The organism is Luteimonas galliterrae, assembly GCF_023374055.1.
Classification (GTDB): Bacteria; Pseudomonadota; Gammaproteobacteria; order Xanthomonadales; family Xanthomonadaceae; genus Luteimonas_C; species Luteimonas_C galliterrae.
The window spans coordinates 2,188,111-2,200,643 of sequence record NZ_JAMBEP010000001.1; the positions used below are offsets into that span (position 1 = coordinate 2,188,111).

At 66.8% G+C, this 12,533-nt stretch carries 11 protein-coding genes; 3 read left to right on the plus strand and 8 right to left on the minus strand.

All coding sequences use genetic code 11. The features are described 5' to 3' along the window. Positions 1-208 precede the first annotated feature (208 nt). From M2650_RS10035 to M2650_RS10050, 3 genes are all read left to right on the plus strand, one after another. Positions 209-2,572 carry a primosomal protein N' gene (locus M2650_RS10035; protein ID WP_345779850.1) on the plus strand — a complete coding sequence of 788 codons (2,364 nt, stop codon included), beginning with the start codon at positions 209-211 and terminating at the stop codon, positions 2,570-2,572. 165 nt (positions 2,573-2,737) lie between these two features. Continuing rightward, positions 2,738-3,802, plus strand: coding sequence for a double zinc ribbon domain-containing protein (locus M2650_RS10045; protein WP_249473836.1), 1,065 nt, complete (start codon positions 2,738-2,740; stop codon positions 3,800-3,802). Between the two features lie 39 nt (positions 3,803-3,841). After that, entirely contained in the window at positions 3,842-5,101 is a 1,260-nt protein-coding gene (locus M2650_RS10050) for an NAD(P)/FAD-dependent oxidoreductase (RefSeq protein WP_249473837.1), read from the plus strand. Positions 5,102-5,439: 338 nt separating this feature from the next. Here M2650_RS10050 and M2650_RS10055 read toward each other — a convergent pair whose 3' ends face one another. The 8 genes from M2650_RS10055 to M2650_RS10090 all read right to left on the minus strand — a co-directional run bounded on the left by M2650_RS10055 (position 5,440) and on the right by M2650_RS10090 (position 12,529). After that, positions 5,440-5,907, minus strand: coding sequence for a DUF1203 domain-containing protein (locus tag M2650_RS10055; RefSeq protein ID WP_249473839.1), 468 nt, complete (start codon positions 5,905-5,907; stop codon positions 5,440-5,442). A 125-nt stretch (positions 5,908-6,032) separates the two neighbouring features. Next, the gene (gene rpoH / locus M2650_RS10060) at positions 6,033-6,908 is read right to left on the minus strand and encodes an RNA polymerase sigma factor RpoH (RefSeq protein ID WP_425602519.1); all 876 of its coding nucleotides are present in this window, start codon (positions 6,906-6,908) and stop codon (positions 6,033-6,035) included. 260 nt (positions 6,909-7,168) lie between these two features. Then, on the minus strand, positions 7,169-7,936 hold the full coding sequence (locus tag M2650_RS10065; RefSeq protein ID WP_249473842.1) for an EAL domain-containing protein: 768 nt from the start codon (positions 7,934-7,936) through the stop codon (positions 7,169-7,171). Between the two features lie 29 nt (positions 7,937-7,965). Then, the gene (locus M2650_RS10070) at positions 7,966-9,897 is read right to left on the minus strand and encodes a carboxypeptidase-like regulatory domain-containing protein (RefSeq protein WP_249473844.1); all 1,932 of its coding nucleotides are present in this window, start codon (positions 9,895-9,897) and stop codon (positions 7,966-7,968) included. A 35-nt stretch (positions 9,898-9,932) separates the two neighbouring features. Next, positions 9,933-10,730 carry a COG1470 family protein gene (locus tag M2650_RS10075; protein ID WP_249473846.1) on the minus strand — a complete coding sequence of 266 codons (798 nt, stop codon included), beginning with the start codon at positions 10,728-10,730 and terminating at the stop codon, positions 9,933-9,935. Further along, positions 10,730-11,197 carry a hypothetical protein gene (locus tag M2650_RS10080; RefSeq protein ID WP_249473847.1) on the minus strand — a complete coding sequence of 156 codons (468 nt, stop codon included), beginning with the start codon at positions 11,195-11,197 and terminating at the stop codon, positions 10,730-10,732. The genes M2650_RS10075 and M2650_RS10080 overlap by 1 nt, the downstream gene beginning before the upstream one ends. Beyond that, entirely contained in the window at positions 11,194-11,835 is a 642-nt protein-coding gene (locus M2650_RS10085) for a hypothetical protein (RefSeq protein ID WP_249473848.1), read from the minus strand. The genes M2650_RS10080 and M2650_RS10085 overlap by 4 nt, the downstream gene beginning before the upstream one ends. Positions 11,836-11,905: 70 nt before the next feature. Further along, positions 11,906-12,529, minus strand: coding sequence for a hypothetical protein (locus M2650_RS10090; protein ID WP_249473849.1), 624 nt, complete (start codon positions 12,527-12,529; stop codon positions 11,906-11,908). Positions 12,530-12,533 lie beyond the last annotated feature (4 nt).

Here is a 12,533-nt window from a genome sequence, read left to right on the forward strand (position 1 = left end):
TTCACCAGCGTGCGTTAAATGCTTGCTTTCACGTGTTTGCGCGATGCGGCCCGGCCGGCTTGCACAGGGTTATCCACAGCTCGTGTGGATAAGGACGAATCTCCTTATGCGGCCGCAAGTTGCATGGCTTATCTGTGATGCGCGACAGGTTTAGCGCGCAACTGCGCGCGTCTCGCGGCACGAGCGCGGCGGTCGCTAGACTGGTGCGATGTCCGACGCCGAACCCGTGCTCAAGATCGCGCTGCCGCTGCCCCTGCCGCGGCTGTTCGACTACGCGGCGCCGTCCCAGGCCGCGCCGTCGGCAGACGACATCGGCCGGCGCGTGCGCGTCCCGTTCGGCACGCGCGAATTGATCGGCCTGGTGGCGGCGGTCGGTCCGCGCGACGACAGCGTGGCCGAACTCAAATCCGCCCTCGCCTTTCCCGACGAGACGGCGTTGTTCCACGCCGAGCTGTTCGCGTCGCTGCGCTGGCTGGCCGCCTATACCCATGCGCCGCTCGGCGAGGTGCTGGCTACCGCGCTGCCGGCTGCACTGCGTCGCGGCGAAGCCTTGCCCGACACGCATCTCTGGGCCTGGCAACTGACCCAGGAAGGCCTGGCGCAGGTCGAGCGCCTGCGCAGCGGCAGCCGCCCGCGCCGGCTGGCCGAAGGGTTGCAGGCGCAACGGCGCGACGAAGACGCGCTCGATGCCGAAGTCGAAGGCTGGCGCACCGCAGCGCGCACGCTGGCGCAGCGCGGGCTGGCCGAACGCGTCGCGGTGCCGGCCTCGCAACTGGCGCCGCAGCCGCAAGCCGGACCGGCGCCGAACGAAGAACAGGCGGCAGCGATGGCGCAGATCGAAGCCGCGGCCGGCTTCGCGCCGTTCCTGCTCGACGGCGTCACCGGCAGCGGCAAGACCGAGGTCTATCTGCGCGCCATCGCGGATTGCCTGGCGCGCGGCAAGCAGGCGCTGGTGCTGGTGCCGGAGATCGGGCTGACGCCGCAGATGCTGGCGCGGTTCCGCGCGCGCCTGGGCGTGCCGGTGCACGCGCTGCACTCGGGCCTCAACGACGGCGAGCGCGCCCGCACCTGGGCCGCTGCATGGCGCGGCGAGGCGCGGGTGATCGTCGGTACGCGCTCGGCGGTGTTCACGCCGCTGCCCGATGCCGGCCTGATCGTAGTCGACGAAGAGCACGACGCCAGCTACAAGCAGCAGGACGGCATCCGCTACCACGCCCGCGATTTCGCCCTGGTGCGCGGCAAGGCGCTGGACGTGCCGGTGATCCTGGGCAGCGCCACGCCATCGTTGGAATCGCTGCACAACGCGCAGCAGGGCCGTTATCGGCACCTGCGCCTGCACAAGCGCGCCGGCGAGGCCAGGCCGCCGTCGGTGCGCGTCCTGGACATCCGCAAGCGGCCGCTCGACGCGGGCCTGTCGCCGGAATTGCACGGCGCGATCCGCGCCGCGCTCGACGCCGGCGGCCAGGTCCTGGTGTTCAAGAACCGGCGCGGCTATGCGCCGGTGCTGCTCTGCCACGACTGCGGCTGGAGCGCGCACTGCAAACGATGCAGCACGCCCGATCGCAGCCGGCCGATGACGGTGCACGCCGGCGGACGCAGGCTGCAATGCCATCATTGCGGCGCCCGCCAGGCCACCCCGCCCGCCTGTCCGGATTGCGCCAGCCTGGCGCTGCAGCCGCAGGGCGTGGGCACCGAACGCATCGAAGCCGCGCTCGCGGAAAAATACGCCGACGTGCCGGTGCTGCGCATCGACCGCGGCAGCACGCGGCGCAAGGATGCGTTGGAGAGGCTGTTCGAGAAGTTCGGCGCGCAGCCCGGCGTGATCGTCGGCACGCAGATGCTGGCCAAGGGCCACGACCTGCGCAACCTGACGCTGGTCGCGGTGGTCGGTATCGACGAAGGTCTGTTCTCGGCCGATTTCCGCGCCGCCGAAAAGCTCGCGCAATTGCTGATCCAGGTGTCCGGCCGCGCAGGACGCGCCGAGAAGCCTGGCGAAGTGTGGCTGCAGACGCATCATCCCGAACATCCGCTGCTGCAGACGCTGATCAACGGCGGTTATCACGCCTTCGCGCAAACCGAACTGGCGCAGCGCGAAGCCGCCGGTTTCCCGCCATTCGCGTACCTGGCGTTGTTGCGCGCCGAAGCCAAACATGCCGATGCGCCGATGGCGTTTTTGAGCGCCGCAAAGCGTGCCTTTCCCCCCTTTGAAAAAGGGGGGAAGGGGGGGCGAGCGCAGCTGCTTGCAAGCCAAGGGCTTGCGGCTGCGGGAGCGCCCTTGCGTGAGCAAGGGCCGGGAATCGCGGAGCGATTTGCTTTTGCTTCGGAGCGTTCGAAGCAAAAGCAAATCCCCCCCGCCCCCCCTTTTCCAAAGGGGGGAGTACAACTGCAAGGCCCATTGCCCGCACCGATGCCCAAACGCGCCGGCATGCACCGCGCGCAATTGCTGCTGTCCGCGCCGAACCGGCGCGAATTGCACGCCGCGCTGGACGCGGCTTTACCGGCCGTCTATGCGTTGCCGGAAGCTCGTAAAGTGCGGTGGTCCCTGGACGTGGATCCGATGGATTTGTATTGACTGATCCAACCCGCCGCACACTTCCATTCGCTGCGCGCACTGCTCTGCGCAAAGCGTTGGCCGTCGGCGCGGCGCTTTGCCGTCCTAATGACTGCCTGAGATCGCGCCACGCAACGAGCTGGACAACGTAGACATCTGGAAAAACCGACGCCGACGAGGATTACGATGAACAAATCCCTGCGCTTGTCCGAAAAATGGTTCCACCGCGGCTTGTGGCTCGTGGCCCTGGTCTTCGCCGGCTTCTTAATCGGTCTGGGCAGCACGCTCGTCGGCGATCTGCCACGAGTGGAACAAAGCATTGGGCTGGACGATTTCATCGATCCTGCGACCGCCGAGCCCTTGCGCGACAAGATCCGTTTGGCCGAATCGGCCCAGCGGCAAGCCGAAAGGGAACTCGAACAGGCGGACCTGAAATTGACCGCGGCCACCCAGGCGAGCGGCGCGGCGCGCGAAACCTTCGCCAACTGGCTCGCCACACGCCAAGCCACCGCGCAGCCGGACCAGGACGCCGAGCTGATCGCGCGCACGAAGGCGCTGGATGCGCTGAAAGCGAAAGAATCCGAAGCCAGGCGAGACGTGGCGAAGGAGCGCCAGGCCGCGCTCGATGCCCGTCAATCGGGCGAACAAGCCAGGCTGCAGCTCGCCGCGTTGGAGAACGACGCCCGTGCCAGGCTGGATCAGGAAAATCGTCGTGTGGAGTTGCGCGTTTTCGGTTACCGCCTCGCCCTCACCTTGCCGTTGCTGGTGATCGCCGGATGGCTGTTCGCGAAGAAACGCAAGAGCACCTGGTGGCCTTTCGTCTGGGGCTTCATATTTTTTGCGTTGTTCGCCTTCTTCGTCGAACTGGTGCCCTATCTGCCGAGCTACGGCGGCTACGTGCGCTATGCGGTCGGCATCGTGGTGACGGTGCTGGTGGGGCGCTACGCGATCCTCGCCCTCAACCGCTATTTGGAGCGCCAGCGAATGGCGGAAGCGCAGCCTGACACCGTTCGCCGCAACGAGTTGAGCTACGACACCGCGCTGGCGCGGCTCGCTAAAGGCGTGTGTCCAGGCTGCGAGAGACCTGTCGACATGAAGAATGCGCAAATCGATTTCTGCCCACACTGCGGCATTAGCCTTTACGACCGTTGCAACGGATGCCAAACGCGGAAGAGCGCGTTCGCCAAGTTCTGCCACGCTTGCGGCATCAGCAACCCGACCTCGCTGACTGCATCGCCGTCGAATATGTAATCCTATGCCGGAACGCACGCTCTAGCGGCGGGAATGCGGATGACGTCGGACCCATCTCCAGCACACGTGGTCATCGTCGGCGGCGGTTTCGCCGGACTGTGGGCCGCGCGCGCGTTGGCGCGGGTGCCGGTGCGCATCACCCTGCTCGACCGCGGCAACCATCATCTGTTCCAGCCGCTGCTCTATCAGGTCGCGACTGCGGGCTTGTCCTCGCCCGACATCGCCGCGCCGCTGCGCCATATCCTGCGCAGGCAGAAGAACGTCACCGTGCTGATGGGCGAAGCGGTCGCCGTCGACAGCGCGCAGAAAATCGTGCGCCTGGCCGATGGCGGTACGCTGGGCTACGACTTCCTGCTGCTGGCCAGCGGCGCGACCCACGCCTATTTCGGCCACGACGGCTGGGTCGCGCATGCGCCGGGGCTGAAGACGCTGGACGACGCGCTGCTGATCCGGCGCCGCATCCTGTCCGCTTTCGAACGCGCCGAAGCCAGCGACGACGACGCCGAACGCAAAGCGCTGCTGACCTTCGCGATCGTCGGCGGCGGTCCCACCGGCGTCGAATTGGCGGGCACGCTCGGCGAAATCGCGCGGCATACGCTCAAGCACGAGTTCCGCCGCATCGATCCTCAGCACGCGCGCGTGCTGCTGCTCGAAGCCGGGCCGCGGGTGCTGTCGAGCTTTCCAGAATCGTTATCGGAAAAGGCGCGCCTGCAGCTCGAGCGATTGGGCGTCGAAGTGCGCACGGGCTCGGCGGTCACGAACATCGACGCCGGCAGCGTGACGCTCGGCGACGAGCGCATCGCCACGCACACCGTGCTGTGGGCGGCTGGCGTGGCGGCGTCGCCGCTGGCGCGATCGCTCGGCGTGCCGTTAGACCGCGCAGGACGCGTACCGGTCGAACCCGATTTGAGCGTACCCGGACAACCGCGGATTTTCGTCGCCGGCGACCTGGCGACGCTGCAACGGGAAAACGGCAAGCCCGTGCCCGGCGTGGCGCCCGCGGCCAAGCAGATGGGCAATCACGTCGCCGCCGCGATCCGAGCGCGCATCGCCGGACGCGCGACGAAACCGTTCCATTACCGGGACTGGGGCAATCTGGCGACGATCGGCCGCCGCGCCGCGATCGTCGACCTGGGCAAACTGCGCTTCTCGGGCTTCCTGGCCTGGTCGTTCTGGCTGGTGGCGCACATTTTTTTCCTGATCGGCTTCCGCAACCGGGTGGTCGTGCTGCTCGACTGGGCGGTGGCGTATTGGACGCACCAGCGCAACGCGCGGATCATCGTCGGCCGGAACGATTAGCTTTTTGCCTTTTAAGCCGTCATTCCCCGAAGGCGGGGTTTTTAACAGCCGAATGGCTGGTCATCCAGTGGCTTCCGCCTTCCAACGTTTGACGCGACCCGCCATTCCGCGCGCCCTCACCCAACCCTCTCCCGCATGGCTGGAGAGGGCTCAAGATCCGTAGCCCGGGTGGAGCGAAGCGATACCCGGGGCTTTGCGGCGACCCCGATCTCCCGGATATCGCCTGCGGCTCCATCCGGGCTACGCCTTGATTTTCGTAGGTGCGAATTCATTCGCACGCTCTTGATCGAAAAAGACATGCGGATGAATTCGCACCTACGAAAACGAAAAGCGGGCGATCAGCCGCGATCGATCCGGCACGCATAGCAGCCGCGACGCGCGTTGTGCACGTGCAGATAGCCGATCTTCGGATAGCCGAAGAACTTTCCGATCAACGGTTCCAGATCCGCGCCTTCGACCACATCGGCGGCATGCATCCAGCCGGCTTCGTCGTAAGCCCGCACGGACAATAAACGGCTGCGTTGCTGTTCCGGGATTTCGTTGCGGGCCTCGAACGTCGCTAGCGCCGATTCGCGCACGAAGATCGGACCGTCGCTGCGATAGGGCGTATCCGAGTCTTGGTGCCTCCAGTTGAGCAGCAGCAGCGATTCGCCGGGCTCCGCGTCCTGCAGGGTGATTCGGCAGGGAAAGCCCGGCTTGGCCTCGGCGACGTAACGCTTCACGCCGTGCGCGCTCAGCGCTTCGTCGCTCAAACCGAACAACGGCCGGAAATCCTCTATAGGCAGACCTTTTACGATGTAGTCCATTGCCCTGCTCCGTCATTGGAATAGGTGCAGGCTAAATGCCGCGAACCGGACCCGATATCCGAATCATGCGCAACAAAAAACGGCCCGGTTTCCCGGGCCGTTCTGGTCTTTCGATGGCGTTTGGATCAGGCGACGAACAAGGCCTTCATCTTCTTCAGCGCGTTGGCCTCGACCTGGCGGATGCGCTCGGCCGAAACGCCGTACTCGTCGGCCAGTTCCTGCAGCGTGATCTTGCTGTCGGCGTCCAGCCAGCGGCGCTTGATGATGTCGCGCGAGCGGGCGTCGAGCTGGCTCATGCCTTCGCGCAGCAGTTCCAGCTGATGGTCCTCGCTGTCGTTGCGCTCGTAGGCCTGCGAGGGATCTTCCTCGTTCGCCATCAGGTAGGCGGCCGGCGCCGGCGGCGCGTGGTCGTCGTCCTCGTCCGAAGACAGGTCGAAGCCGATATCGCGGCCGGACAGGCGCGACTCCATCTCCAGCACTTCGCGCTCGGAGACGTTGAGATCCTTGGCGACCGCGCGCACTTCCTCGGCGTTCAACCAGCCCAGGCGCGTCTTGCTCTTGCGCAGGTTGAAGAACAGCTTGCGCTGCGCCTTCGTGGTGGCGACCTTGACGATGCGCCAGTTCTTGAGGATGAACTCGTGCATCTCGGCGCGGATCCAATGCACCGCGAACGAGACCAGGCGCACGCCCACGTCCGGATCGAAACGCTTCACGGCCTTCATCAGGCCGATGTTGCCTTCCTGGATCAAATCGCCGAGCGGCAGGCCGTAGCCGTTGTAACCGCGGGCGACGTGCACCACGAAGCGCAAATGCGACATGACCAGCTCGCGGGCGGCTTCGAGATCGTCTTCTTCGCGGAAACGCTGGGCCAGCGCCTGCTCTTCCTCGACGGTGAGGACAGGGATCTGGTGGACCGCACCGATGTAGGCGTCCAGCGAACCGAGCGCACTGGGGATCGGCAGGTTGTTGGCGACGAGGGCTTGGGACATGGGGGTCTTCATGGGTTCCGATTTTAGCAGTCGCCAGATATGACTGCTAAGGGCACCTGGAGTTCCCCAGCGTTTCGCTGATGGAACGCCAGGATGGAAAAACCACTCCCCCGCAGTCTCCGGATACCTAATTCGGTACGCCAGACCGGTAAATCAAGGGTTTGGGCCGGATTATCGTAACTTATTGAAAATAATCAATTTATTTGAGCCGGGAGCGGATGGCCCGGACGCCTGGCGCAACCGTAGGGGGCCTGCGAGCCCTTCCCCACTCGTCAGAAAGCGGCCCAGGATAAATCCGGTATCGGCAAAGCCTCCAAACCGGGACGTGCATAAAGGTAGCCCTGCTGCAGATGGATGCCCAAAGCGAGCAGCCTGCGGGCATCGGCCTCGGTTTCCACGCCCTCGGCCACCACGGCGCAGCCGAGTTTGCCGGCGATGCCGATCACGCTCTCGATGATGGCCTGGCGCACGCTGTCGCCGCCGACGCCGCGCACCAGGTGCATGTCGATCTTGAGCAGCTGCGGTTGATAGCTGGCCAGCAAACCGAGTCCGGCGTGGCCGGCGCCGAAATCGTCGATCGCCACGACGAAACCCATCGCCCGATAGGCGTGCAGGGATTCGGCGATGCGCAGTTGGTTCAACGGTTCGGATTCGGACAGTTCGAGGATCATGTGCCTGGGCGCCAGGCCCACGCTCTCGGCCGCGGCGCGTAGCGACATGATCGTGCCCGGATGCACGAACGCGCTCGGCGCCAGATTGAGCGCGAGCCGCGTGCGCAGATCGAGCTTGGCCGCGGCGAACAGCGCCAAAAGCATCGTGCGATGGTCGAACACGGCGCGCCGCGCCTGAGGCACGGCGGCGAGCACTTCCGGCGCGCCTTCGCCGTTCGCGCCGCGCACCAGCGCCTCGTACGCGTAGACGGAGCCGCGCCGCAAGTCGACGATGGGCTGGAACGCGATCCGTACCTGGCGGAACGCGCCGGTCTCGAAGGCCGCGTTCGCAGCGGGGCTGACGTTGGCGAGCATGGAGCTGCCGGTCATGGGCGGCTGCGCTGCGATGTCCAGGGAAGTCATCGCTGCCGCCCCGCGGGAATATCCAGCCGCGTGGTCTGCCGCACGCGCACCTCGATCGTGCGCTGCGCGGCGGCGTCTTCGACGAACCACGGCAGCGGCAGGTTGTCGGGCAGCACCGCGACGCGATGCGGGCCGACGGCCACGCGCGGGAATTCGAATTGGCCGTTGCTGTCGGTGCGCACCGAATAGCGGCCGTCCAGCACGATGGTGACGTTGGCCGCCGGCAGTTCCGACGCCGCGCGCACGCCGTCGTTGTTGTCGTCCAGGAACAGCGAACCGGCGACGCTGCCCACGGCCGCGCCCGGCGCGCCGCCGATCACGGCCAGCGGCTGTCCGGCCTGGCGGTCGTAGCGCAGGGTGAGGAACACCGAACGGTCGCGCGGCAGCGAAATGAAAGGCGTATCGGTGACCAGCGGATCCAGGATGAAGGGCGAACGCTGCGAACCCTGGCTCTGGTAGAACGCGGCGGCCAACGACCAGCGCGGACGGATGCGCCAGTTCAAACCGATGTTGAAATCCACGCCGCGCGTCGCGCTGGGGCCGTCGCCATGGGTCCAGCGCGCGGTGCCGTCGATCGACAAGGTGTCGGTGAGGTCGCGCCCGCCGTACAGCGCGACCGTGGTGGTCGCGGTAGCCGGCTCGCCGTCGTAGCTCAGTTCGCCATAGGCCAGCGACGCCGACAAACGCGCGCCGCCTCGCATCGGAAACGCCTGGTCGACGCTGGCCAGCCAGCTGTCTCCGCCGCCGTCGCCGCCTTCTGCAAGATCGAACTGCAGGCGCGTCTGGCCCCAGCGCATGCTCTTGTCGGCGAACAATTGCGCGGCGTAGGTGTTCTCCGGCGTGTGGCGCATGCTCAGGCTGCCGCCGTAACCGAACGTGCTGCTGGCCTGGTAGCGCGCGAAACCGGTACCGTACTGGCCGTCGAAACCTTCACCGCTGATCGAACGGATGTCGTCCAGGCCCAGGTTCCAGCTCCAGCGCGCGAACTGGTAAGCGATGCGGTAATAGCCGCCGCGGATGTCGTTGTTGATCGGCAGCGCACCCCACGCCAGGCCGGGGTCCAGCGAGAACAGGCCGTAGTTGTGGCGGTAACGCCCGCGCCTGGCGCTGGCGTCGATCCATGCGCCCTGCGCTCGGCCTTCCTCGGCATCGCTCGCCAATGCGTTGAACTGCACCGTGTCGCGCTCGCCTTCCCAGCCGGTGGCCACGTGCACGGCGTGGGTTTCGTCGTCGACGAAGGTGGCTTCGCCCGTATCGTCCGGCTCAATCCGGCCATGCGTGCCGAGATAAGACGCCGCACCGGTCCAGCCCGGCGCCCATTGCCATTGCGCGCCGGCCGAAGCGACATAGCCGTCGGCCAGATCGAATCCGACCACGCGCGTGCCGTTGTACAGGCCGGCGCGGCCGACCGCGCCGTAGAAAGTGACGCCGCTCGCGCTCTGCGTCGCCTGGCTGCTGACGCCGGCGAAAGGCACGGTCGGCAGGAAGAAGCGGTATTGCCCGCGCTGCAGTCCCAGCGAAGGCGTATTGATCGCGCCCAGGCCGTTGTCGAGGTGCCAACCGCCGTCGACGTACAGGTTGCGCTGCCACAACGTCGCCGCCCCGCCCCAGCCGCTGTCTTGCTCGAAACGATCGCGGTTGCTGTGGAACAAGGTGGCGTCGAGCGAGAAGCTGCCCCAGGCCGGCGTTTCCCAGAAGCCGCCAGCGGCGATGCCTTCCTCGTTGAAGGTTTCGTCGCCGCGCTCGGTGCGCGCCGCCACGGCTTCGAGATGGTAAGCGCGCGGCAAGCCGCCGGCGTCGACGGGCTCTTCGTCGTCCGGCGGCAACGGCGCCAGCGATTCTGCGGCGATGATGCGATCGCGGTAGGGCGCGTCCTGCGGCGCCTCCTGCGCATGCGCGACGCTCGCGACGATGGCGGCGAGCGCCATGGCCAGCGTTCGCCGATGTAAGTGGCGCCGGGATTTCATTGGGCGATGGCGGTATCGATGGCCAAGCGCTGCGCGCCCCACTCCAAGCGGCCTTTCAGCTGCACAGGGAAGGCGATCGGCGGCGCCGGCGTATCGGGGTCGTCGCCTTCGGGCATGAGCGAAATCGCGCGCGTTTCCCCGGGCAGCAGCGGAATGCTGGAAGGCGCGAACACGAACTTGCGGCCCTGCGCATCGACGCCGTCGATCAAGCCGGCGAGACGGCCGTGCGCATTGCCTGAATTGCGGATCTGCAGCACCGGCACGACGCGGCCGTCGACCGTGTCGGCCTTGCCGCCGAGCATGGACAGCTGCGCGGCGGCGTCGCCGATGGTGAGATAGACGATGATGCCGATGCGGCCCGACACCTCCGGCACGGCGCTGCTGGCGACCCGCTCCGGATCGCCTTCGAGCAGGATCGCGAAACGGCATTCGCCGCTGGGCGCGTCCGCGGGCACCGCCACTTCGAAGCGATAGCGGCGCTTGCCGTTGGCGGCGACGTCGATCCCGGCCGCTTCCAGGCCCACCCAGGGCCTGCAGCTGTTCGGCGCCAGCGCGTCGGCGAATACCGCGGCGGCTTTGTCGTCCAGCGTCCAGTCCGCGGTCCGCAAGCTGTAGTGCGCGGCGGTGTTGGAAACGTTCGAAATCTCCACGACGTTGCGGTAGGTCGTGCCGGGCTTGGCCGTGTCTTCGAAACGCGGCGGCGACACCAGCGCGGAAAAACCTTGCGCGGCGGCGGAGGCCGAAGCCAGCAAGCCGAACGCGAAACACGCCGCCTGCATCGATATGCGCGACATCACGGACCCTCCAGGTCGATCTCGAACGTGAAATTGAGTTGCTCGGAGCGCGCCAACCGCTGGCCGTCGGCCTGGATGACCAGCCGCATCGTGTCTTCGAGCAGTCCGCCGGGCATCGCGCCGGCGTAGACCAGCGTGCGTTCGCCGGCGCGCAGCGTTCCGGGCAGCAAGCGGCCGCGCGTGGTCCAGGTGGCGGTCACGGGGCCTGTCGCCTGCGCGGGCAGCGTCATGTAGACGCGGCCGCTGCGGCCTTGCCACGGCGCCAGGTTCAGGCGCACCAGCACGGTGATCGTGCCGGACACCGTCGGACGCTGGCCGCGCTGCGGCGCGACCGAGTCCCACTTCATCTTCAACGTGTTGCCCAGCACCTGGCTGGCGCTGTCGTCGACGCGATGCGTGGTCCGGGCCATCGCCGGGGATGCCGCCAGCAGCAGGCCGAGCGCGAAGATGAGCGCGCGCATGCTCATGGCGCGCTCAACGTGTACACGACGCGGCCCGTGTAGGTGCCGGCGGCGACGACCGCATCGTTGCCGTAGCGGAAGCTGTGGCAGCTTTCGCGCCAACTGTTGGACGGGAAACTGGCGAGCGTCTGCGTGCCGCTGCTGAAGCTGCCTGCAGGCACCGGTTGCGCGGTGGTGCCGTCGCCGTTGCCGCTGCTGGTCCAGCTGATCTGCGAGAACGGTATGGTGTCGCCGGACGCATTGGTCAGATTGGCCGGCACGGACGCGGTCAACGTAGCGGTGCCGCTGCCGCTGAAAGCCGCGCGCCGGTAGAAGCCGCCGATGTAGATTTCGGCGGGCACGTCGCAGAAGGCGTAACCGTCGTAGTTGCTGACGCCGCTGGACGCGTTGGTCGTCATCGCCAGATCGGTGCCGTTGCCCAGCACGGCAGCGGGCACCACGAGGGAGACGAGATTGATCGCGCCGCCGGTCTGCGGCGTGCCGCCGCCGGTGTAGTTAGTGTTGCTGAAAGCGCCGTTGCCCACGCGCAGGTACACCGCACGCGGACCGGGATCGATGGTGACCACGAACGCATGGGCCGCGTTGCATGCGCACAAGGCGAACAACAGCAGCAGCCCTCGCAGGCCGCGCGCAGACAAGGACATGGGACTCTCCGCTTCCGTAAGAAAACCGCAAGGCCGATTCCCCCGGCCTTGCGGGCGCAACCGCCTTCGATTACGGCATCGAGGCGGTGTAGGTCACGCGGCTGCCGTTGGCGTTGGTGCCGCCGTAGATGCCCGGCGCGACGACGTTGTCGTTCTCGTAGGAGAAGGTCCAAACGGCATCGCGATTGACCAGCTTGCCGCTGACCGGATTGAGCGTCACGGTGGTCGTAGCGCCATCGGCCAAGGTCGGGTGCGGCAATGCGACGGTCGAGGTCAAGGTGGCGACCGCAGCGGTGATCTGGCTGTAGGAGATCGTGTCGCCGGCGCCGTTGTTGAGCGGGCCCGTGGTCGTGGAGGTGAAGGTGATGTTGCCGTTGTTGCCGATGACGCGAGCGGTCACCGAACCGTTGTCCAGGTCGCCCGAGGGCGTCGTAGCGGCGACGGCCGTACCGTTGCCCACGTTGCCGGCGGCGACGTTGAAGGCGATCTGTTCGATATTGCCGCCCGAGGCCATCGACAAGCCGTCGCCCACGCGCAGGTACAGGATCTTGGGAATAGTCACCTGGAAGTCCAGGTGCGCTCGGGCGGTAATCGGCGAAGTGCTGCCGGTGGTGAACTGCGAATCGGCGTTGGCCATCATCGGAACGGCAGCCAGCAAAGCAGCGGCCAGCAAGGTCTTGGTCATGGTGCGCATAGCG

What these genes read in the sequence shown, in the direction of transcription:
- M2650_RS10080 (WP_249473847.1), bottom strand. Translation starts at nt 11,197, where the DNA reads ATGAGCATGCGCGCGCTCATCTTCGCGCTCGGCCTGCTGCTGGCGGCA.
- M2650_RS10085 (WP_249473848.1), bottom strand. Translation starts at nt 11,835, where the DNA reads ATGTCCTTGTCTGCGCGCGGCCTGCGAGGGCTGCTGCTGTTGTTCGCC.
- M2650_RS10055 (WP_249473839.1), bottom strand. Translation starts at nt 5,907, where the DNA reads ATGGACTACATCGTAAAAGGTCTGCCTATAGAGGATTTCCGGCCGTTG.
- rpoH (WP_425602519.1), bottom strand. Translation starts at nt 6,908, where the DNA reads ATGAAGACCCCCATGTCCCAAGCCCTCGTCGCCAACAACCTGCCGATC.
- M2650_RS10070 (WP_249473844.1), bottom strand. Translation starts at nt 9,897, where the DNA reads ATGGCGCTCGCCGCCATCGTCGCGAGCGTCGCGCATGCGCAGGAGGCG.
- M2650_RS10065 (WP_249473842.1), bottom strand. Translation starts at nt 7,936, where the DNA reads ATGACCGGCAGCTCCATGCTCGCCAACGTCAGCCCCGCTGCGAACGCG.
- M2650_RS10075 (WP_249473846.1), bottom strand. Translation starts at nt 10,730, where the DNA reads ATGTCGCGCATATCGATGCAGGCGGCGTGTTTCGCGTTCGGCTTGCTG.
- M2650_RS10045 (WP_249473836.1), top strand. Translation starts at nt 2,738, where the DNA reads ATGAACAAATCCCTGCGCTTGTCCGAAAAATGGTTCCACCGCGGCTTG.
- M2650_RS10050 (WP_249473837.1), top strand. Translation starts at nt 3,842, where the DNA reads ATGACGTCGGACCCATCTCCAGCACACGTGGTCATCGTCGGCGGCGGT.
- M2650_RS10035 (WP_345779850.1), top strand. Translation starts at nt 209, where the DNA reads ATGTCCGACGCCGAACCCGTGCTCAAGATCGCGCTGCCGCTGCCCCTG.
- M2650_RS10090 (WP_249473849.1), bottom strand. Translation starts at nt 12,529, where the DNA reads ATGCGCACCATGACCAAGACCTTGCTGGCCGCTGCTTTGCTGGCTGCC.